This window comes from Chryseobacterium gallinarum (genome assembly GCF_001021975.1).
Classification (GTDB): Bacteria; Bacteroidota; Bacteroidia; order Flavobacteriales; family Weeksellaceae; genus Chryseobacterium; species Chryseobacterium gallinarum.
In genome coordinates this window covers 2,114,678-2,137,142 of record NZ_CP009928.1, presented here as the reverse complement: position 1 = coordinate 2,137,142, position 22,465 = coordinate 2,114,678, and the positions used below count along the sequence as shown (strand labels likewise).

The window sequence follows — 22,465 nt, the reverse complement described above, 5'->3', positions numbered from 1 at the left end:
TTAAACCATTGTTTAAGCACTCCTTTTTTTTAACATTATAAATGAAAAATACAAAAAATAAACAAGATTCAATAATGATAGACAATTTTTATTTAATAAAATATATTTTTTCCATGAAAATGTACATAAATAGCCGATTGTCAATAATGCAAAAAATATTATTTAGAACTATTATAAATTGCGAAAGTATAAAAAATAAAAAAACCACTTCATAAAAAAGTGGTTTTCACATATTTAGGATATAATTTACCGTATTATTATTTCAGTTTTTTCTTAACTGCAACTTCTTCGTAAACTTCAAGAATATCTCCAATTTCAATATCGTTATAGCCCTTCAGGTTCAGACCACATTCATAACCTTTCGTTACTTCCTTCACATCATCTTTGAAACGCTTCAGACTTTCCAGCTCACCGTCAAATTTAACGATACCATCTCTCAGTACTCTCACTTTGGAATTTCTTGTCACTTTACCCGAAAGAACCATACATCCTGCAATCGTACCTACTTTAGAGATTTTGAACACCTCTCTGATTTCCACATTACCAATTACCTGTTCTTTAATTTCAGGAGAAAGCATTCCTTCCATCGCTTCTTTTACTTCTTCAATAGCAGCATAGATTACTGAATACGTTCTGATTTCGATCTCTTCTCTATCAGCTAAGTCTTTAGCATTCGCACCAGCCCTTACATTAAATCCGATAATAATCGCATCGGATGCAGCAGCCAGGTTAACATCAGATTCCGTAATCTGACCAACTCCTTTATGGAGGATGTTCACATTGATCTCAGCAGTAGATAATCTTTGCAACTGATCAGACAATGCTTCAACAGATCCATCCACATCACCTTTCAGAATAATGTTCAATTCTTTGAAATCACCTAAGGCAATCCTTCTACCTAATTCTTCTAATGTGGTATGCTTCTTAGTTCTGATCGAAAGCTCTCTCTGAAGCTGCTCTCTCTTGTTGGCAATAGATTTTGCCTCACTTTCGTCAGCATATACTTTAAATTTATCACCCGCAGTAGGAGCTCCGTCGAGTCCTAAGATGGTAACCGGAATTGAAGGACCTGCTTCCTTAAGGTTTCTTCCCCTTTCATCGAGCATTGCTTTTACCTTACCATGATTTTTACCGGCAAGAACATAATCCCCTACTCTTAAAGTACCTGTTTGTACTAACATTGTAGATACATATCCTCTTCCTTTATCTAATGATGCTTCAATAACAACTCCTTGAGCATTTCTGTTAGGATTAGCCTTTAATTCTAACATTTCTGCCTGAAGAAGAACCTTCTCTAACAACAATTCCACATTATTACCAAACTTAGCAGAAATTTCCTGGGACTGAACATTTCCACCCCATTCTTCTACCAGGATATTCATTCCGGAAAGCTGTTGACGGATATTATCCGGATTAGCATTTGGTTTATCAACCTTGTTCAATGCGATGATCATCGGTACACCTGCTGCCTGGGCGTGAGAAATTGCCTCTTTCGTTTGTGGCATTACATCGTCGTCGGCTGCAATTACGATAATTGCAATATCCGTAATCTGGGCACCTCTGGCCCTCATCGCTGTAAAGGCCTCGTGACCCGGTGTATCTAAGAATGTAATCCTCTGACCATTTTCAAGTTTCACATTATAAGCACCGATGTGTTGTGTGATACCTCCTGATTCTCCAGCAATTACATTTGTTTTTCTGATATAGTCAAGTAATGATGTCTTACCATGATCTACGTGACCCATTACAGTAACAATCGGAGCTCTTGATACCAGGTCCTCTTCACTGTCGATTTCATCTTCACTATCATTTTCTTCAAGATCAGCATCCGAGAATTCAATTTTATAACCGAATTCGTCAGCTACTAATAATAAGGTATCAGCTTCCAACCTCTGGTTCATGGTAACCATTACCCCAAGAGAGAAACATGCAGAAATCACTTCTGTTGGAGAAACATTCATTAAGCTCGCTAATTCTCCTACTGTAATGAATTCTGTAACTTTCAGTGTTCTGTCTTGAGCCTCCAGCTCTTGCTGACGCTCATCCTGCTCTCTACGGAAAGTTCTTTTATCTTTTCTGTGTTTTGCAGATTTAGATTTACCTCCTTTATTGGTAAGTTTTTCTAAGGTTTCTTTGATCTGGTTTTTAACTTGTTCATCCGTTAATTCAACCGGCATCACTCTTTGACCAGGTCTGTTGTTTTGGCCTCCTTTCTTAAATCCACCTTGGCCACCCTGACGGTTTCCTCCCTGGTTATTTCCGAAACGGTTTCCGCCTTGACCACCCTGGCCTTGAGGACGGTTCCCCTGACCGCCTTGTCCCTGACGGTTTCCACCTTGGCCACCATTATTATGCTGACGGTTTCCCTGACCTTGCCCGCCCTGGGTATTTCCTGAGTTTTGATTATTCCCCTGGCCCTGTTGGTTATTTTGACCAGGCTTTTCTATTCTCTTTCTTTTTTTCTTTGCACCAGCACCTGGCTTTGGAGCAAATTGAGTCAAATCAATCTTTTCACCAACAATTTTAGGACCATCAAGTTTTTGATAAACAGTCTCAATTTTTTGAGGCTCTTGAGTCTCAGATTCAGCTTCCGTTTTTGGAGCTTCTATTTTTTTCTCTTCTACCACTGGTTTTGGAGTTTCTTTTACAGGTTCTACTACCGGTTTTTCTTCTTTGGCCTCCTCCATTTTTGGCTTGTCTTTCTTTGCAGGTCTATTTCTAGATTCTATCTGAGACAAATCAATCTTATCCAAAACTTTAAATTCCTGCTTTTCAGGGGCTGCCTTTACCTCCGGTTCTTCTTTCACTATTTCTTCTTTCTTTTCTTCAACCGGTGCTGCCACAGGAGCTGCAGGAGCTTCTTCAACTGGGGTCTTAGGTTCCAAATCTATTTTACCTAAAATCTTAGTTTCTGGTTTGTTAGCTTTAGCTCTTATCACTTCAGGGGTTTTCTTTTCCTCAATTTCCAGCTTTTCTTCCGGAACTTTCGTAATCACCACCTCATGGGAAGCCTTTCGCTGTTCGCCATCCTTAGCAAACTCAGCCTCCAATGCAGAATATGCCGCTTCTTCCAATTGAGCGTTAGGATTGCTTTCAACCTCAAATCCCCTGGATTGTAAAAATTCTACTAACCTGGACATCGAAATGTTGAATTCCTTAACCGCTTTATTTAATCTAATTTTTGGCATCTATATTATTTACTATTTTTTTAATTCTTAAAATTAAAGTATTTCTTTTTTACTGTTTATTAAAATTTATTTAAAATTTTAATCTTCAAATTCTTCTCTCAAAATACGTTTCACCTCTTCAATAGTTTCTTCTTCAAGGTCCACCATATTTAAAAGACTTTCGGTTTCTTTATCCAATACCGATTTTGCAGTAGTAAGTCCTACTTTCTTAAATTCATCCAAAATCCACTGCTCGATATCATCGTTGAATTCTTTCAATTCAACATCATCATCTTCGCTGGACTCTCTGTACACATCAATTTCATATCCTGTCAACCAAGAAGCCAGTCTGATATTCTGACCTTGTTTTCCGATCACTTTAGAAATTTCTTCAACCGGAGTATACACCAATGCATAATTAGTCTCCTCATTGATCTCAATTTTGTTAATAGTAACATTTCCTAAAGCTCTCTTCACCAAGATCTCAGGGTTTTTAGACCACTGAATAACATCGATGTTTTCATTTCTCAACTCTCTTACAACTCCATGAATTCTGGATCCTTTAACTCCCACACAAGCTCCTACAGGATCAATTCTGTCATCATAAGCATCTACTGCAATCTTTGCCTTTTCTCCTGGGATTCTTACTACCTTTTTAAGGATAATTGTTCCATCCTGGATTTCAGGAATTTCCAGCTCCAATAATTTCTCAAGGAATTTAGGGGCAGTTCTGGAAATAATAATCTGTGGTTTAGAACCTTTAAAGTCTACTGTCTCAACAATAGCTCTGATATTTTCACCTTTTTTAAAGAAGTCAGACGGGATCTGGTTTTCTTTTGGCAAGATAAATTCATTCCCTTCATCATCCAATAATATCACATGCTTATGACGGATATGATGAATTTCTCCTACTACAATCTCCCCGATTTTATCTCTGAATTGTTCATATAGCATCGCATTATTATGCTCCTGAAGTTTGGTAGCCAGGATTTGCTTCAATGTAAGGATATTTCTTCTTCCTAACTGTGCAACAGGAATTTCCATTGTAAAGTCCTCACCTACTTCGAAAGTAGGGTCAATCTTCTTTGCTTCAGAAATTTCAATTTCCAAATCATCATCCTCAGACATTTCATCCTCTACAATTGTTTTATTTAAAAATATCTGAAAATCTCCTTTATCCGGGTTTACAATCACATCAAAATGATCATCTGAATCGAATCTTTTTCTTAAAAGTGTTTTCAGTGAATCTTCAATAATTGCCATAAGATCAATCTTACTGATCCCTTTTTCGTCTTTAAAATCACCAAAGGATTCAATCAACGCTATATTATCCATCTATTCTTTTTTCTTTTTAAAATTTAATTACTACTAATGCTTTCTTAATCTCAGAGTAAGGAATTTCTTTTTCCTCCTCCACATCTACCTTTCCTTTTCCGATATCTTTCGGTTTCCGGTAGCGTAAAATAAGTGTGATCTTATCATCATCTACTTTCGACAATTCCCCTTCAATCTTAGAAGAATCTTCCAGCATCACCTCAATCTCTCTTCCTATATTCTTATTGAATTGCCTTGGAGTGGATAATGGCTCGCTTAATCCGGCAGACATTACCTGAAGGCTGAAATCATGCTCTTCACGATCCATATTGAATTCTATAGCACGGCTTGCGTCAAGACAATCCTGCAAAGAAACTCCGTTATCACCATCTAAAATCACTGTAATATCATCCCCTGCAGAAATTTTAAGATCAATAAGAAACAGATCTTTTCTGGTCTCAAGGAATTCATTTAATAATTCTTCAATTCTTTTTCTAAACTCCATATAATTTATCTTGATTTACAGTACGAAAAAAGGCTTTCTTCCGAAGCCTTCCCATTTTTTCCGTAAATCCATTGCAAATATACGCTTTTTTTCTAAAAATGCAAAATTATCTTAGTATCAAGTAAATAGAGAGAATTTCTTTTACAATAAATTAAAGAAGCAAGTGAAAGTATTTTATTATTTTTGTCTTGAATTTAAAAAACAAACATTTTGAATATAACGATTGTAGGAACAGGTTATGTGGGATTAGTTACAGGTACTACCCTTGCAGAACTTGGCAATTCAGTATACTGTGTTGATATTGATGAAAAAAAAGTAGAAGGTATGAAAAACGGCATCGTTCCCATTTATGAGCCGAACCTTGAAGAAATGTTCCTAAGAAACATTCAGTCTGAAAGATTATTTTTTACTACCAATTTAAAAGAGGCTTTAGATAAAAGTGAAGTTATTTATCTGGCTTTACCTACACCTCCCGGAGAAGATGGTTCGGCAGATCTCTCTTATGTCTTAAAAGTTGCCAACGATATCGGAGAAATGATGACCGAATACAAGGTTGTTGTCAACAAAAGTACCGTCCCTGTAGGTACAGCAGACAGAGTAAGAGAAACAATATCTTCTAAAACCGACATCCCTTTTGATGTGGTATCTAACCCTGAATTTTTAAGGGAAGGCTTTGCGGTGGAAGATTCTATGAACCCATCAAGAGTGGTGGTAGGTGCAAGCTCCGACAGAGCAAAGGATATTATGTCTAAAATTTATCAGCCATTCACCAATACCGGAATTCCTATCATATTCATGGATGAAAAATCTTCTGAACTTACCAAATATGCCTCTAATTCATTCTTAGCAGTAAAGATTACTTTTATGAATGAAATTGCCAATTATTGCGAAAAAGTAGGTGCAGATGTAGATAAGGTGAGACTCGGAATGGGAAGTGACGACAGAATTGGTCATCGTTTTTTATTTCCCGGAATCGGGTATGGAGGAAGCTGTTTTCCTAAAGATGTAAAAGCTTTGATTAAATCTGGAAAGCAGGAAAATTTTGATTTTCAGATTCTGGAAGCCACAGAAAAAGTAAATACTTCCCAGAAAGTCATTTTGGTTTCTGAAATTGAAAAATATTTTGGGGGAAGCCTCACAGGTAAAAAAATTGCCATATGGGGACTTGCTTTCAAAGCCAACACAGACGATATTCGTGAAGCGTCATCTTTAGACAATATCAATCTGCTATTAGAAAAAGGCGCGGAAATTGTAGCATATGATTCCATTGCTGAAAACAATGTACAAAAGCTTCTTGGCGATAAAATTCAATATGCTAAGGGCATGTACGATGCCTTGGAAGAGGCAGATGCTTTATTGATCGCTACAGAATGGCCGGAATTTAAAAACCCGAATTTCGATCTTATCGCGAAAAAGATGAAAAATAAGGCTATTTTTGACGGCAGAAATATGTATCCGCTTGAAATCCCGGAGCAAAATGGATTTTATTATAAAAGTATAGGTAGAAAGACAATCTCAAAATAAATGAAAAATATTATTATTACAGGAGGAGCAGGATTTATCGGATCACATGTTGTAAGAGAATTTGTAAAAAACAATCCGGACAGTACCATCATCAATCTTGATGCTCTTACCTACGCAGGAAATTTGGAAAACCTGAAAGACATCGAAAATGAGCCTAACTACATTTTTGAAAAAGCAGATATTACCAAGCCGGAAGAGCTGAGAAGAGTTTTTGAAAAATATAATCCGGACGCTGTTGTACATCTGGCCGCTGAAAGCCACGTAGACAGAAGTATTACAGACCCGATGGCATTTATCAATACCAATGTAAACGGCACAGCTAATCTTCTTAATCTTTGTAAAGAATTCTGGACATTGAATCCTGATCATACCCATGGAAGATTCCCGGATGAAAAAAGAACGAACCTCTTCTATCATGTTTCTACTGATGAAGTATATGGAAGTTTAGGAGAAACAGGATTTTTCCTGGAAACAACACCTTATGACCCGCAATCTCCTTACTCAGCATCAAAAGCAGCTTCCGACCATTTGGTAAGAGCATATGGAAACACATATGGAATGCCATTTATTGTATCCAACTGTTCAAACAACTATGGACCAAACCACTTTCCGGAAAAATTGATTCCATTGTGTATTTCCAATATCATCAATGAAAAACCTTTACCTATCTATGGTGATGGTAAATATACAAGAGACTGGTTATTTGTCATTGATCATGCCAGAGCAATTCATCAGATCTTCAATGAAGCAAAAACCGGGGAAACTTATAATATCGGAGGTTTTAACGAGTGGCAAAACATTGATCTGGTAAAAGAATTAATAAAGCAAATGGATGCTAAACTAGGGAAACCCGAAGGATATTCTGAAAAGCTGATCGCATTTGTAAAAGACAGGCCTGGTCATGATAAACGTTATGCCATTGATGCAACCAAACTAAATAAAGATTTAGGATGGAAACCATCTGTAACCTTTGAAGAAGGATTGGGTAAAACTATTGACTGGTATCTTGAAAATAAAGAATGGCTGGAAAATGTAACCAGCGGAGATTATCAAAAATATTACGAAAAGCAATACAATTAATCTACATGAGGTATATTTTTTCATTACTTTTTATAATATCTTCTTCTTTTGCCGGAGCACAGGATTTACCCTCTCCTCCGGCAATGGCCAACTCATCCCAACAGAAATTAATCGATGAATTTATAGAAGTTGCTCATTATAAAAAAGCATTGATTAATTATGCCAAAGATTATCTTGAACGTAAAATGTTCGATTATAATGTAAATCCCCCCAAGGAATTACTCACTAAAGAACAAGTTCAATCAATCATCAGCAATTTTAATTTTGATGATTTTAAAATTTCATTATATAGTTCATTTTCTTTTATTTCAGAAAAAAGCCTAAAAGAGATGATTAGGTTTTACAGAAGTATTGGCGGCCAATTATCAAAAGACAATTCTGCTCTTATGATGACTCCTGCTATTGACTTAAATATTAAAAATCAAATGGACTATGCAATAGAGAATACCAAATAATAAAAGATGAAAGGAATAATACTAGCCGGAGGTTCCGGAACAAGACTTTACCCCCTAACTATTGCTGTAAGCAAGCAGCTTATGCCTGTTTATGACAAACCCATGATTTACTATCCGCTTTCCACGCTTCTTTTAGCCGGAATAAAAGATATATTAATTATCACTACCCCACACGATCAGCCGGGATTTATAAAGCTTTTGGGGGATGGGTCCCAGATTGGATGCAATATAGAATATGTAATACAGCCAAGTCCGGACGGACTTGCACAGGCCTTTATCCTGGGAGAGCAGTTTATCGGTAATGATTCAGCGGCTCTTGTTTTGGGTGATAATATCTTCTATGGCTCCGAGATGGGAACATTATTAAAAAACAAAACCAATCCGGATGGTGGTGTTGTTTTTGCCTACCATGTAGCAGACCCTGAAAGATACGGAGTGGTAGATTTTGATGATAATTTTAAAGCTGTTTCTATTGAGGAAAAACCTCTGAATCCAAAATCCAATTATGCTGTTCCCGGATTATATTTTTACGACAATGAGGTAGTAGAAATTGCTAAAAATATTCAGCCCTCAGCAAGGGGTGAGCTTGAGATTACAGATGTCAACAATGTTTATTTAAATAGAGGAAAATTAGAAGTAGGAGTACTGGACAGAGGTACAGCCTGGCTGGATACAGGAACATTTGATTCTTTACACGATGCCTCAGAATTTGTAAGTGTGATTGAAAAGAGACAGGGGTTCAAAATCGGATGTATTGAAGAAATTGCTTTCAGAAATCAATTCATTACTGAAGAGAAATTACTGGAAACAGCTGCCAAGTATGGAAAAAGCGGATATGGTGAATATCTGAAAAAACTCGTCAACAAATAGTAATATAATTAATAAATTCCATAAACTATTGGCCCTATGGTCAATAGTTTTTTGTTCATAACAACAAATATTAATATATTAGTCCATATTTTCAGTTTATATGAACATGTATTCACAAACTACAAAATAAGAATTAATTATTATAAATTTGTAAAAACTTACACAGATGAATGACCCACACCAAAAGTGGACCGAAACGATTGAAGCCAATCATTCTTTATTTGACTTAAAGCTCAAGGAAGTATGGAGGTATAAAGATCTTATTTACATGTTTGTCAAAAGAGACTTTATATCAAGTTTTAAACAAACTATTTTAGGACCGATCTGGTTTTTTATTAATCCCATCTTTACAACGATTACCTACTTGATCATCTTCGGAAGATTTGCCAAGCTTCCTACAGATGGAGCTCCCGGGGTTATATTTTACCTTGCCGGAGTTACTTTATGGAATTATTTTTCAGGAGCATTACTTGGAACTTCAGCCACATTTACAGGGAATTCCAATATTTTCGGCAAAGTATATTTTCCAAGATTAGTTACTCCTATTTCTATTGTCATTTCAAATCTAATGCGTTTGAGTGTGCAATTTCTATTATTTCTTATCGTCTGGATCTATTATGTTTTTAATAATGAAATTTCCCCTAACTGGTGGGTTTTAGCTACTCCATTCTTACTAATCCTTATGGCTCTGTTTGCCTTAGGTGTGGGAATGATTTTTTCAGCATTGACTACGAAATATAAGGATCTAAGCATGTTATTAGCTTTCGGCATTACATTGTATATGTATGCGACTCCGGTTATTTATCCCGTATCTATGCTTCCCGGATATTTCAAAAAGCTGGCAAAGTTTAATCCTCTCACAGGTATTTTTGAATGCTTCAAATATGGATGGCTGGGAGTTGGAGACTTTTCTCCCGTAATGTTGGTTGCCAGCACAATTATTATTTTACTCCTTCTTGTTGTGGGAGTAATAACTTTTAACAAGGTTGAAAAAACATTTATGGACACGGTATAAATACCATTGTACATAAAAAACACTTGAGTGAAAATTTAAAACATTAAAACATGCTAGCTTTAAAGGCAGAAAACATATCAAAACAGTATCGTCTGGGTGAGGTCGGAACAGGTACTCTATCCCATGACCTCAACAGATTCTGGCATAGAGTAAGAGGTAAGGAAGATCCATATCTGAAAATAGGTGAGGCCAACGATAGAACTTCCAAAGGTAATTCTGATTATGTCTGGTCACTTCGTGATGTTAATTTTGAAATAGAACAGGGTGATGCCGTAGGAATTATTGGCAGAAACGGTGCTGGAAAATCAACACTCTTGAAACTTTTAAGTAAGGTAACCAAGCCTACCACCGGAAAAATATATACTAATGGAAGAATTGCTTCATTATTGGAGGTAGGAACAGGGTTTCATCCTGAAATGACCGGCCGTGAAAATGTATTTTTGAACGGCGCCATTCTGGGAATGACCAGAAAAGAAATCAAACGTAAATTCGATGAAATTGTAGATTTTTCAGGTGTTGAAAGATATATCGATACTCCTGTAAAGAGATATTCTTCAGGAATGTATGTGCGGCTGGCTTTTGCTGTGGCTGCGCATTTAGAATCCGAAATCCTGATTGTAGATGAAGTTTTAGCTGTGGGAGATTCAGAATTCCAGAAAAAATGTTTGGCTAAAATGTCTGACGTCACTAATGATCAAGGTAGAACAATATTGTTTGTAAGTCATAATATGACCGCTATAAAATCTCTATGCAATCAAGGAATTGTAATGTCAAACGGAAATATTATCTATAATGGTACAACAGATAAAGCATTAAGTGTCTACAATGGTGATAAGCAATCGTTTGGTAACAGCGTCATATTAGGTGACCATAAGGATTTTAAAAACGATCTTTTTGAACTCAATAGCATTTCTTTAGTGGATGAAAATTTACAAACTAATGAAGCTGATTTTAAAGAGAATCAGAAATTTAACCTTCTCACCGACATTACGATAAAAGATAACAGCAACGATTACCACCTTTCCTATATCGTAAAAAATTTCAATAATGATATTCTCTTTACGATGAGCAATTTCAATAAGGTTTCGTTACAACCCGGCAACAATAAACTTTTATGTGATATTCCCAAAGAATTCTTAAATGTCGGGGAATATGTTCTTAGCCTGTATATTATAAGAAATATTCATGAAAGTGTTTTACATGAAGAAGACTTATTAACATTCAGAATAAGTGAGAAAGGTAAAGAATTAGGAGAATGGTTGGGAATAGAACCTGGATTTATTAAAACTAGCTTCCAATGGCAACTGTTATAGAAAAACTCGTTTCATATATTAAAAGTAACAAATCTCTTTCCAGTTATTTTAAGAAGACAGTATACAACTACAAATACAGTCCTGCATCTCAGATAGTTACCATAAAGAACATTGAAAAATGTAAAGAAAATATTGTTCAAACGCTATATAACAAAACTATTTTTAAAAATTATTTACCAAAATCTTTAAATGGTGTCGAACATTATATTCAAACTTCTACCCCAGAGATTTCGATTTATCTATTTAAGAATGCCATTATTGATATTCACTCCTCCGCAGTTTTACTTGGTAAACAATTGATAGCCTATAGAAGCAAAAATGAAAGATTCAACGAAGGTTTTGTAACGGCACATGACAGTAAAAACGCTAAAGTAGACCTCAAAAAAACTGAAGAACTCGATGAGGGATTTTTTCTGGGAGGAAACGGTTCCTGGAATTGGTTTCATTTCCTCATAGAAATAATGCCAAAACTTATTGTATTTAATAAAAAATACTGTCAGACAATACTTGTTAATGAGGTTATACTCAAAACCCCCAGTATGAAAAAAATATTGGAAATTTTAACTGAAAATAAATTTAACGTAAAATATTTAAGCCCGGATAAAACATATAGAGTAAAAGATCTTTATTACATCAATGATTTCAATCATGTCCCGTTTAATCGCCTTGATCATTTTATTAAAGCAGAAGGTACTTTTTACAATCCCGAAATCATCCGTAGTTTTTCTCATATAATTTCTCAAAAGTTATCAATGGTAAGCAACCTACCGGAAAGAATATTTTTATACAGAAAGAATACCCATCGTGTAGCAGAAAATCAAGATCAGATTTTAGAATATTTGAAAAAATTTGGATTTGTTCCAGTCTATCTTGAAGAATTGAGTATTGAAGACCAGATCAGTTATTTTAAAAATGCTAAATTTATTGTTGGTATTTCAGGAGCTGCTTGGTCAAACATGCTTTTCTGTGGAAATAATCCACAAGCTATCTGTTTTATTCCGGATAATGCAAAAGAGTTTACTGCCTTTTCGAATCTGGCAAAGATTTTCGAAGTAGATTTTTATACTCAATTATATGCAAATGATGGAGTACATACTGATAGTAATTTTATAATTAATTTTGAACAGTTTGTAGAACTATTTAATTATATCTATGGAAAACACTAAACCAACCATCATAACTTTTAATAAGATAGGATCTTCAGAATTAGGTTACATAACCATAGCTGAAGTCGAAAAAAATGTACCATTTAACATACAACGTGTTTATTGGACATACTATACTCCACAAGACATAACAAGAGGAGGGCATGCTCATAAGAAACTTCAACAGATTATTTTTGCAGTTTCGGGTACAATTACCTTTAATACTGAAGATAGAGAGGGAAACAAAGAAACCTTCATATTAGATCATCCAACAAAAGGATTATACATACCTCAATTGGTTTGGAGAGATATTAAATTTTCTCACAATGCTGTTTTACTTTGCCTTGCTTCAGAACTTTATGAAGAAGAAGATTATTTTAGAAGCTTCGAAGATTTTAGAAAGATTATAGATCAAAAAAAGACATTTAAATAAAATATAATTTATGAAATTTAATAACAAGAACGTATATGTAAGTGAAAAAGCTGTCATAGGAAAAAACGTAAAGATCGGAGACAATTCTGTTATATATGACAATGTAATTATTGGAGATAATTCTGTTATCTGTAATGATTGCATAATTGGTGAGCCTCTCAATGATTATTACTTCAGTGACAACTATGAAAATCCAAAAACAATACTAGAGGAAGGAGCTTTCATAAGAAGTCACAGCATTTTATATGCTGGTTCTTCTTTCGGAAAAAAGTTTTCCACAGGCCACCGTGTAACTATCAGAGAAAACTCAAAGTTTGGAAATAATTGCAGGATTGGTACAGTATCCGATATACAAGGCTATGTAGAATTCGGGGATAACTGCTGGCTGCATAGTAATGTACATATTGGACAACAATCTAAAATAGGAAATTATGTTTTCATTTATCCATATGTAGTATTTACGAACGATCCCACTCCGCCATCCAACACTTGTGTCGGTCCTACAGTTGGAGATTTTTCTCAAATTGCTGTGGGTACAGTTTTACTGCCTGCTACAAAAATAGGAAAACATTGTTTGGTAGGAGCACAATCTCTTGTGGGAGGAAAGCATGAAGATTATTCTTTGATTATAGGTAACCCTGCAAAAAGTATAAAGGATGTTCGTGAACTAAAATCAAAAGAAACAGGCAAATCTCATTATCCATGGCCGTATAACTTCTCAAGAGGCCTACCCTGGGAAAAAGAAGGTTTTGAAAATTGGAAATTAAAAAACGGGTACGAGAATGATTAAGTTTTTAGATTTACAAAAAATTAACCTTACCTATCAGCAGGAAATAGAAGATGCTTTACTGCAAACATTTCGTTCAGGCTGGTTTCTCCTTGGAGAGAAAACTAAAATTTTTGAAAAGAATTTAGCACAATATATAGGTACAAAATATGCTCTTGGAGTAGCCAACGGTTTAGACGCATTACGCCTTATATTTCGTGCTTATATTGAGCTTGGTCTTATGAAACCGGGAGATGAAGTTATTGTACCAGCAAATACCTATATTGCTTCTATACTGGCATTATCGGACAACGGACTAGTTCCTGTTTTTGTGGAACCGGATGCCCAAACATATAATATTGATATTTCAAAAATTGAAGAAAAACTAACTTCTAAAACAAAAGCAATTCTGATCGTTCATCTCCAGGGAAGAATTGTTTTTTCAGAGGAGCTAAAAAACCTGGCCCAAAAATACAATTTAAAGATTGTTGAAGATAATGCTCAGGCAATCGGAGCTGAGTGGAAAGAAGTAAAATCCGGAAACCTGGGTGATGCTTCGGGATTTAGCTTTTATCCCGGTAAAAATCTGGGAGCATTAGGTGATGCAGGAGCTGTAACAACTAATGATGAAAAATTGTTTGAAACGATACGTGCTTTGGCAAATTATGGTTCTAATCAAAAATATGTAAATATATACAAAGGTCTGAATTCCAGGATGGATGAACTACAGGCCGCAGTCTTAGATGTAAAATTAAAATACATCAGCCACGAAAATGATACTCGTCGTGAGATTGCAAAAAAATTCATCTCCGGTATTACCAATCCAAAAATCATACTTCCTGAAAATCCTGCTGATGAAAAAGAACATGTATGGCATGTCTTTGTAATCAGAACTGAGAAAAGAGATGAATTACAAACTTACCTGACAGAAAAAGGAATACAAACAATTATCCACTACCCTATTCCTCCTCATCAGCAGGAAGCATACAAAGAATACAACAACCTATCTTTCCCTATTACGGAAAAAATGCATCAGGAAGTCCTCAGCCTGCCAATATCTTCTGTATTAGATAAAGAAGAAATTTCTGCTATTATAAAAGCCATAAATGAGTTCTAAAATGGAGGGCCCATTAGTAACAATTGTTGTTGTTTCCTACAACCATTCAAAATACATTAAGGAAAATCTAAACTCTGTAAAGCATCAAACTTATAAAAACATTCAGCTGATTGTTGGGGATGATGCTTCTCAAGATCATTCGGTTAAGATTTTTGAGCAATGGTTAAAGGAGAATGAATATCCAGCAGAAAAAAACTTTCATTCTTATAATACCGGGTTGGCACAAATGCTTAATGAGTGTATTGAATTAGCCAAAGGAAAATATATTAAACTTATTGCCGCCGATGATTTTCTACATCCTGAGGCTATTGAACGTTGTGTTTCTAAACTGGAATCATTGGGAGAGGAATTTGGAATGATCTATACAGACACATTCGCAGTAGATGATTCTTCAGCTATTATTCCAGATATTGCTGATTATAATACATCAGGGAATGTAGCTCCTCTTGTTTTTAGGCAGGAACTGATCAAAGGGAACCGTATTCCTGCTCTTACTGTAATGATGCGAAGAAAAGCATTAATAGAGACAGGAAAATATGACTCAAAGTTCATTGTAGAAGATTATTATAGATGGCTGAAAATAAATGAAAAATACCTGATTTCTTATATTCCTGAAAAACTAGCTTATTATAGAACACATGCTGAAAATATATCAAAAACAAGAGCAGAAAGAGTAGAAACAGAATTCGTAATGCTTCAAACCATGTTTGATAAAGATGGAAAAGTAAAGGATAAAATCAACGGATTCATTCAACAAAAATATCTATCAGGTCAGGATATTTCCGAAGAATTTTTTACTTTGTATAAAAAATATCCTTTTCATGTTAAAAGACTTATTTTTTGTATTCAAAATCATATTCCTCCCTCACTTTACAAAATAGCATGTAAATTTTTCTGATATTGTATCCAAAACTTATCAGAACTAAAGATGAAAACAAGATGAAACAAAAATTAAAAATAGGTATACTTGCTTCTCCTTCTCTTTCCGGAGGTAATAATGTTATTTTTGAACATCTTTCTCACATTCATGAAAGAGGAAATATTGAAGTAGTCCTTATTTTCGATCACCTTGTTAAAAATGAAGATATTGCATGGTTTGAGGGAATAGACAAAATACCAAGAACAACCTTAAAAGAGGCCGAAGATATTAATTTTGATGTTGTTATTGCTACATTCTGGCGTACATGTTATCAGCTTGCCAACTTAAATGCATCCTCTTATCTCTATTTTAATCAGTCAGTAGAATCTAAATTTTACCCTGATCAGGATTTCAATAATCAAAATGCAGCTGAAGCCACCTATCTTTTAGGCCTTAATATCATCACTGAAGCCAGTTGGATTCAGAAATATGTAAAGGAAAAATATGATATAGATGCAGAGCTAGTGCTTAATGGGATCAGAAAAGAAAACTATTCTCCTACAGGAGAATGTTATGCTTCTAGAAAAAATGGAAAACTCAGGGTTTTGATTGAAGGAAATATTCAAAGCAGCTTCAAGAATGTACCTAAGACCATTGAAATTTGTAAACAATCCAAAGCGGATGAAATCTGGCTTCTGACAAATTCACCGATTCAAAATTATGGGGGAGTCGACAGAGTGTTTTCTAATATTCCTACCCATGAAACCCAAAAAATTTACCGATCGTGTGATGTATTGGTTAAACTAAGCACCGTAGAAGGAATGTTCGGGCCACCGCTGGAAATGTTCCATTGTGGCGGGACAGCAATTACTTATAATGTCACAGGCCATGATGAATATATGAAGCATGACTTCAATTCATTCATTGCTAGAATGAATGATGATTCCGCCATTCTTGAATACATTAATATATTAAAAGACAATCCTCAAAAACTGGAGTTTTTAAAGAAAAATGCACTACAAACTGCTACAGAATGGTATAATTGGGAAGCCGCTTCTCTCGCTTTTGAAAAAGCCATTCTCACAAGCATTGAAAAAAAACAAGCTTCGAAATATATTATTCAAAATAAGATTCATTTATTCAACCGATGGTTTACAGAAACGAATAAAAATGAAGAAGAACTTAGACAAGCCAACAGACAATTAGGTTTAAAGATTCACAGAAAGCTGGCATCAATATTAAAAAAATTCAAATGACCAAAACAATCTGAAACCACCTTGGGCTTTTAAAAAATATAGTTTTGTACTATTAAAAAACACATTGATAATGATCATAGGAAACGGACTTATCGCCAATGCATTAAAAAATATAGATTCAGAGGAGTATGTATTCTTTGCTTCCGGTGTTTCAAATTCCCTCGAAACCAGAAGTTCTGAATTTGAAAGAGAGTTCAGTCTTTTAAAGAATTCCCTTGAAAGCAATAACGATAAAAAAATAATTTACTTTTCCACGTTAAGTGTAAAAGACCAATCCAAACAAGGCAGCCATTACGTTTTGCATAAGCTGTCCATTGAGGATTACATTAAAAAACATTCAGAAAATTATCTTATTCTGAGAATTGGTAATATTGTAGGAAAAGGAGGAAATCCCAATACACTTTTTAATTACCTGAAAAATCAGATAACAAACAATAATCGGTTTGTAGTTCATAACAAAGCCCGAAGATTATTGATTGACATGGAGGATATTACCCGGTTCCTGAAAACCCATTGTATCCTTCTTGATAATGGTATTGTAAATTGTGCTTTTCCGTATTACTATGATTTAAAGGAAATCATTGGAGCAATTGAAAAAAAGACACATCAGAAAGGAATCTATTCGGAAATCGATGAAGGAGATTTTTATAAAGTAGACTTTGGAGAAGACATTACTTCATTTTTCGCAGAAGTAAGCCCGGAAGCGTATTTAGAAACACTAACTCAAAAATATATTTAAGATGGCGGATATATATGTCATAATTGTCACTTATAATGCCATGAAATGGGCAGAGAAATGTTTTACAAGTCTGAGGCATTCTTCGGTTCCTGTTAAAAGTATTGTGATAGATAACGGTTCTACAGACGGTACCCAGGAGTATGTAAAGACTCATTTCCCTGAAGTGGATTTTATACAATCTCCCGAAAATGCCGGATTTGGAAAAGCTAATAATATGGGGATCGAAAAAGCATATAAGGAGGGAGCTGAATTCTTTTACCTGATGAATCAGGACGCATGGATCTATCCTGACAGTTTCCGGCAATTACTTGATGTTTACCATACCTATCCTGACAACACCCAGATCGGTATTTTAAGCCCTATGCATCTTGACGGAAGTGAGAAAAAGCTGGATCTGCATTTTGAAAATTACCTGGCCAAAGATCTCAGAAATAACAGAATGCTTTCAGATATCTATTTTAAAGAGACCAAAGCGTATTACGAAATAAGCTTCGTAAATGCAGCACATTGGTGTATTCCCAGGAAAATTATTGAGAAAGTAGGTGGATTCAATCCGTATTTTTTTCACGGGGCTGAAGATTATGAATATGTCAACAGAATCTCTTATTTCGGATTGAAAATAATTGTATGTTCAAAAAGTAAAGTAGTTCACGATACCGTACAATCCTTCTATAAAAAAGAACCCAATAGCAAAGCTGAAGTAATAAAAACAGCAAGACTTTCCATGCAAATGCAACGGGAAACAAAATACCTGGATCCCAATTATGATTTCAATATCAAAAGAGAAAAAAAAGCCCTCCTTTCCTATCTCCTGAAAATGGGGGTCAAAGGAAATATCAATGAGGCAAAATTTTATAGAGAGCAGTACCGGTATTTTTCAAAAAAATTCGGAGAGATTGAAACGGCAAGAAAAACATCTATGACAGCTCAACATCCATTCCTGAACCTTTAAGCAACATGAATATGGAAAAGCTCCCTGTAAGTATCTGTATCCTTTCCTGGAAAAGTGGGAAAACCCTTAAAAACACGTTGAAATCATATCAAAAATATGGTCTCCTGGATATGATTGATGATATTGTTGTTCTTTTTCAGGAAGTAAGTGAAGAAGATAAAAAAACAGCTGATCAATATAAAGTCAGATATATCGGTTTACAAGATAATATCGGAATCGGGAAAGGAATGAAAGCTTTGGCAGAAAATGCAGTTTGTGAAAACATTCTCTTTCTGGAACATGATTTTGAGCTTATTGAAGATGAAAGAACAGTATATTCTCGCCTTAAAAGTGGATTAGAAATGCTGAATAACGGATTTGATGTCATTCGTTACCGGAGCCGCAAAAATCCCGGATATCCGCTGATTTCAATCAGACACAAAGGAAATGAACTCAACTATTATGATGACTGGCACGAATGTACTTCACCTCATCTCCTGGAATCATTACACTGGTTGGATCCTGCCTTAGAATTTCCGGATAAAATTCAGAAACAAGGTGAATATTTTATAACCACTTCCCGTTGGGCCAATTGGACCAATAATCCTTATCTTGTCAGAAAAAGTTTTTTGCTGGAAACTATTATCCCTTTTTCAGGGGAAACAGCATCCCTGGAAAGAAATATAGCCGCATGGTGGGTGAAGCAAAATTTTAAAATTGCACAGGGCGAAGGACTTTTTATGCACAATGACCTGACCAAGTATCCGAAAAAGACAATTCTTCAAAAGATAAAAGGAAAACTGAAAAAAATATTTAAATAACATAAACAGGATGAAAATTCTTTTCCATGAAGATGAACTCAACTACAGAGGAACTTCTATAGCAGTTTACGATTATGCAGATTTCAATGAAAGATATCTGGGAAATGAGTCTATAATTGTATATAACAAAAACTCAAAAACCAATCATCCGCTAGGTATTGAAAAGTTTGAAAAACGTTTCAAAGTACATGGTTATTCTGACTTCAGTGAAGTAGATAAAATTATTAATGAAAATAATGTAGATCTATTTTATGCTATTAAAAATGGATATATTGACGGGATAGATACCCAAGAAACTAAAAGTGCAATACATAGTGTTTTTACACATTTTGAACCTCATGGGGACGTATATGCCTATGTCTCTGAATGGCTCAGTGAAGAAATGACCGGATCCAAATTTCCTTATGTTCCCCATATGGTTAATTTTGAAACCCAAACAGATCAAGATTTAAGAGCAGAATTGAATATTCCTCCAAAAGCAAAAGTATTCGGATATTATGGGGGATACATCAGTTTCAATATTATTTTTGCACAGAAAACCATAGAAAAAATAGCATCCAGATATAAGGATATTTATTTTATTTTTATGGGAGTAGATCCTTTTCTTAAAAAGAAATGGTGGAAATCGGTTCCTTCCAATATTATATTCCTTCCTCCCAGCTCGGATATTATTATGAAGCAAAAATTCATCAATACCTGCAATGCATTACTGCATGCTCGTGAAAGAGGAGAAACTTTTGGGATCACTGTTGCTGAATTTGCCATTCAGGGAAAACCGGTTATTGCATTTGCTAATCCTCCGGAAAAAGCACACATCAGTCATCTAAAAGATCAGGCTTATTATTATCACGACAGTAAAGAGCTTCAGGATATTATTTTAGATGCGAAACTTAACTTGTCGGCAAAGTCATTATACGAGAAATTTTTGCCACATCCTGTAATGGATAGGTTTAAAGAAATTTTTATTGATTAAACTATTTATTCCCTATACTCTACATCAATAATTATGAAAACTAAACTGATCAATTACATTATTGGCTTTATATTAATTATATATTATTATTTCAGTATTAAAACTTCATATAATCTTATCGTCCTGAACAAGGGTGGTTGGTATTTTGGAGAATGGATCATCAATTACCAGGATGGTGGATTTAAACGAAGAGGACTATTAGGTACCCTCTTTATATGGATCAATGAGCTAACTGATATCAAGCTTGAGCATATTGTCTTTGCATTCATTTTTTTACTCTATACTGTCTTTTTTTCTCTTTTATTCAAGCTTTTTTGGAAAGAAAAAAACAACCTTCTTGTAGTAATGCTCGTATTGCTCCCTGTGGGTTTCGGAATGATGGTAAAAGATCCCAATATTGCTTCAAAAAAAGAAATTTTATTTTTCTTTTTATACTTGGTATATATTTTATGTCTCCGTTCCAAGGTCTTTATTAAAGACATTACCATTACGTTTTTTATTATTATTGCACTACTAACCCATGAAGCAGCGTTTTTTTATTTACCTTTTGTAGGCCTCGCTTATTTTATGAAAAACAGTGGGTCATCAATTAGTAAAATAAAAAAGATACTCCTCTATCAGTTTTTCCCCTCTGTCATTATTATGCTTCTTCTCTATAAATTCGGAATCGATATAAAGACAGAAAATACGGTTTCATTTTTTAAAGCCCATGGATTAACCCTTAGTGAAATGGGGATTTTTGATTATGATACTAATTTTGATGTCCTGGGGCATTATAAAGGTCATTTTTACGATTATCAGACGTATGCTATTAGTATATTATTAGGGACACTTGCATTCCACATATATTGTAAGTTCAATAAGGTTAAAATCAATTTCATATTTTTGGCTATACAAATTGTATTTCTCCTTCCATTATTTTATATGGCAGTAGATTGGGGGAGATGGGTCAATATTTTCTTTTCCTTATTGACAATATTTATTGCTCTGGAACAGAAACTAGTGCTTAGTCGAAAACAGGAAATCATCGCCTTTGTTCTCATTTTATTTAATTTAACCTGGAAAATGCTTCTTATTACACAAGGATTTCTAACATTTCCAAAGCTTGATGATTTCCTTAAGAAGATCTTTTATTTTATCTATTTTAAAATCCATAATTTGCTATAAATTATAAAAAACAATGTCTAAGATTCATGTTATTATTGTTACCTATAACGCCATGAAATGGGCTGAACGATGCTTCACCAGTTTAAGAAAATCATCCGTTCCTGTAAAATGCCTTGTGGTAGACAACGGGTCTACAGATGGTACCCAGGAATACATCCAAACCCATTTTCCTGAAGTCAGCTTTATTCAATCTGAAACCAATCTGGGATTCGGAAAAGCCAACAATATAGGAATTGAAAAAGCATACAAAGACGGAGCTGATTTTTTTTACCTGATGAATCAGGATGCATGGCTGTATCCGGATAGCATGGAAAAAATGCTTGAGATATATTATAGCCACCCTGATCCGGAAGAAATCGGAATTATAAGCCCTATCCATATAGACGGATCAGAAAAGTACCTTGATATATTTCTGGACCAGTATATTGCCAAAAATTATGAATCGACCAGGATGATTTCGGATTTGTATTTTCAGACATTGAAACCCTACTATGAAATTCATTTCGTGAACGCTGCTCATTGGCTGCTTCCGAAAGCAACCATAGAAACAATCGGAGGATTCAATCCTTATTTTTTTCACTATGGTGAAGATGACGAATATGTAAACCGGATCCACTTTCATCAAAAGAAAGTGCTGTTGGTTCCCGGAAGTAAAGTCGTACATGACGGGGTACAATCCCTGCATAAAATAGATTTTACCAAATTTGAAGATTTACGCGTTGAAATCAATTCTATGAATCCCAATCTTCCTGATGCACTGCAACGGGAAAAAAAATCACTGAGACAGAGTATGATTAAAAACCTTGCCATAGGAAATATAAGTCAATACAGGAAACTCTCCCTAAAGTATAAAAAAATCTCAAAGGATGGAGAACAGCTAGGCAAATTACGAAATCAACTGATTAAGCCTGGTCCTACTTTTCTTAATCTTTAAAATATATTATAAATGAACAATTCTTGTAAAACAGGCCCTATTTTACTCTAAACCGGGAATTTTACATTTAATATCTTATCT

The 22,465-nt window shown here is 34.8% G+C and carries 21 protein-coding genes; 18 read left to right on the top strand and 3 right to left on the bottom strand.

Translation table 11 applies throughout. The features are described from left to right. Window positions 1–257 precede the first annotated feature (257 nt). The 3 genes from infB to rimP form a co-directional block, all read right to left on the bottom strand. Window positions 258–3,188, bottom strand: a complete 2,931-nt coding sequence (gene infB / locus OK18_RS09610) for a translation initiation factor IF-2 (protein WP_053327872.1) — start codon at window positions 3,186–3,188, stop codon at window positions 258–260. Between the two features lie 78 nt (window positions 3,189–3,266). Then, window positions 3,267–4,502: a transcription termination factor NusA gene (gene nusA, locus OK18_RS09605; RefSeq protein ID WP_002982960.1), complete on the bottom strand. Its 1,236-nt coding sequence runs from the start codon at window positions 4,500–4,502 to the stop codon at window positions 3,267–3,269. A 16-nt stretch (window positions 4,503–4,518) separates the two neighbouring features. After that, window positions 4,519–4,986, bottom strand: coding sequence for a ribosome assembly cofactor RimP (gene rimP / locus OK18_RS09600; RefSeq protein ID WP_050020527.1), 468 nt, complete (start codon window positions 4,984–4,986; stop codon window positions 4,519–4,521). A gap of 210 nt (window positions 4,987–5,196) precedes the next feature. Here rimP and OK18_RS09595 point away from each other — a divergent pair, with 210 nt between their 5' ends. The 18 genes from OK18_RS09595 (at window position 5,197) to OK18_RS09510 (ending at window position 22,384) form a co-directional block, all read left to right on the top strand. Further along, complete coding sequence (locus OK18_RS09595; protein ID WP_053327871.1) at window positions 5,197–6,510, top strand: UDP-glucose dehydrogenase family protein; 1,314 nt, start codon at window positions 5,197–5,199, stop codon at window positions 6,508–6,510. Further along, on the top strand, window positions 6,511–7,590 hold the full coding sequence (rfbB, locus tag OK18_RS09590; RefSeq protein ID WP_050020526.1) for a dTDP-glucose 4,6-dehydratase: 1,080 nt from the start codon (window positions 6,511–6,513) through the stop codon (window positions 7,588–7,590). Between the two features lie 5 nt (window positions 7,591–7,595). After that, the gene (locus tag OK18_RS09585) at window positions 7,596–8,045 is read left to right on the top strand and encodes a hypothetical protein (protein ID WP_053327870.1); all 450 of its coding nucleotides are present in this window, start codon (window positions 7,596–7,598) and stop codon (window positions 8,043–8,045) included. A 6-nt stretch (window positions 8,046–8,051) separates the two neighbouring features. Beyond that, the gene (gene rfbA, locus OK18_RS09580) at window positions 8,052–8,915 is read left to right on the top strand and encodes a glucose-1-phosphate thymidylyltransferase RfbA (RefSeq protein WP_053327869.1); all 864 of its coding nucleotides are present in this window, start codon (window positions 8,052–8,054) and stop codon (window positions 8,913–8,915) included. A gap of 166 nt (window positions 8,916–9,081) precedes the next feature. Further along, window positions 9,082–9,930, top strand: coding sequence for an ABC transporter permease (locus OK18_RS09575; RefSeq protein WP_050020524.1), 849 nt, complete (start codon window positions 9,082–9,084; stop codon window positions 9,928–9,930). Window positions 9,931–9,980: 50 nt separating this feature from the next. Beyond that, window positions 9,981–11,243: an ABC transporter ATP-binding protein gene (locus OK18_RS09570; RefSeq protein ID WP_053327868.1), complete on the top strand. Its 1,263-nt coding sequence runs from the start codon at window positions 9,981–9,983 to the stop codon at window positions 11,241–11,243. Beyond that, a complete protein-coding gene (locus OK18_RS09565) occupies window positions 11,228–12,409 on the top strand; it encodes a glycosyltransferase family 61 protein (protein ID WP_053327867.1) in 1,182 nt (393 codons plus the stop codon). Before OK18_RS09570 ends, OK18_RS09565 begins: the two co-directional genes overlap by 16 nt. After that, window positions 12,396–12,821 carry a sugar 3,4-ketoisomerase gene (locus tag OK18_RS09560; RefSeq protein WP_053327866.1) on the top strand — a complete coding sequence of 142 codons (426 nt, stop codon included), beginning with the start codon at window positions 12,396–12,398 and terminating at the stop codon, window positions 12,819–12,821. The genes OK18_RS09565 and OK18_RS09560 overlap by 14 nt, the downstream gene beginning before the upstream one ends. Before the next feature lie 10 nt (window positions 12,822–12,831). After that, complete coding sequence (locus OK18_RS09555) at window positions 12,832–13,611, top strand: acyltransferase (protein ID WP_053327865.1); 780 nt, start codon at window positions 12,832–12,834, stop codon at window positions 13,609–13,611. Continuing rightward, on the top strand, window positions 13,604–14,704 hold the full coding sequence (locus OK18_RS09550) for a DegT/DnrJ/EryC1/StrS family aminotransferase (RefSeq protein ID WP_050020520.1): 1,101 nt from the start codon (window positions 13,604–13,606) through the stop codon (window positions 14,702–14,704). The genes OK18_RS09555 and OK18_RS09550 overlap by 8 nt, the downstream gene beginning before the upstream one ends. Further along, window positions 14,694–15,602 carry a glycosyltransferase family 2 protein gene (locus OK18_RS09545; RefSeq protein ID WP_053327864.1) on the top strand — a complete coding sequence of 303 codons (909 nt, stop codon included), beginning with the start codon at window positions 14,694–14,696 and terminating at the stop codon, window positions 15,600–15,602. The genes OK18_RS09550 and OK18_RS09545 overlap by 11 nt, the downstream gene beginning before the upstream one ends. Before the next feature lie 41 nt (window positions 15,603–15,643). Further along, complete coding sequence (locus OK18_RS09540; protein WP_156173254.1) at window positions 15,644–16,819, top strand: glycosyltransferase; 1,176 nt, start codon at window positions 15,644–15,646, stop codon at window positions 16,817–16,819. Window positions 16,820–16,889: 70 nt separating this feature from the next. Then, entirely contained in the window at window positions 16,890–17,558 is a 669-nt protein-coding gene (locus OK18_RS09535; protein WP_053327862.1) for an NAD-dependent epimerase/dehydratase family protein, read from the top strand. A gap of 1 nt (window position 17,559) precedes the next feature. Next, entirely contained in the window at window positions 17,560–18,510 is a 951-nt protein-coding gene (locus tag OK18_RS09530) for a glycosyltransferase family 2 protein (protein WP_053327861.1), read from the top strand. Between the two features lie 11 nt (window positions 18,511–18,521). After that, complete coding sequence (locus OK18_RS09525; protein ID WP_156173253.1) at window positions 18,522–19,310, top strand: glycosyltransferase family 2 protein; 789 nt, start codon at window positions 18,522–18,524, stop codon at window positions 19,308–19,310. 10 nt (window positions 19,311–19,320) lie between these two features. Next, window positions 19,321–20,283, top strand: coding sequence for a glycosyltransferase family protein (locus OK18_RS09520; protein WP_053327859.1), 963 nt, complete (start codon window positions 19,321–19,323; stop codon window positions 20,281–20,283). Between the two features lie 33 nt (window positions 20,284–20,316). Continuing rightward, window positions 20,317–21,450, top strand: coding sequence for a hypothetical protein (locus tag OK18_RS09515; RefSeq protein WP_053327858.1), 1,134 nt, complete (start codon window positions 20,317–20,319; stop codon window positions 21,448–21,450). A gap of 13 nt (window positions 21,451–21,463) precedes the next feature. Next, entirely contained in the window at window positions 21,464–22,384 is a 921-nt protein-coding gene (locus tag OK18_RS09510) for a glycosyltransferase family 2 protein (RefSeq protein WP_053327857.1), read from the top strand. The last annotated feature ends 81 nt before the right edge of the window (window positions 22,385–22,465 follow it).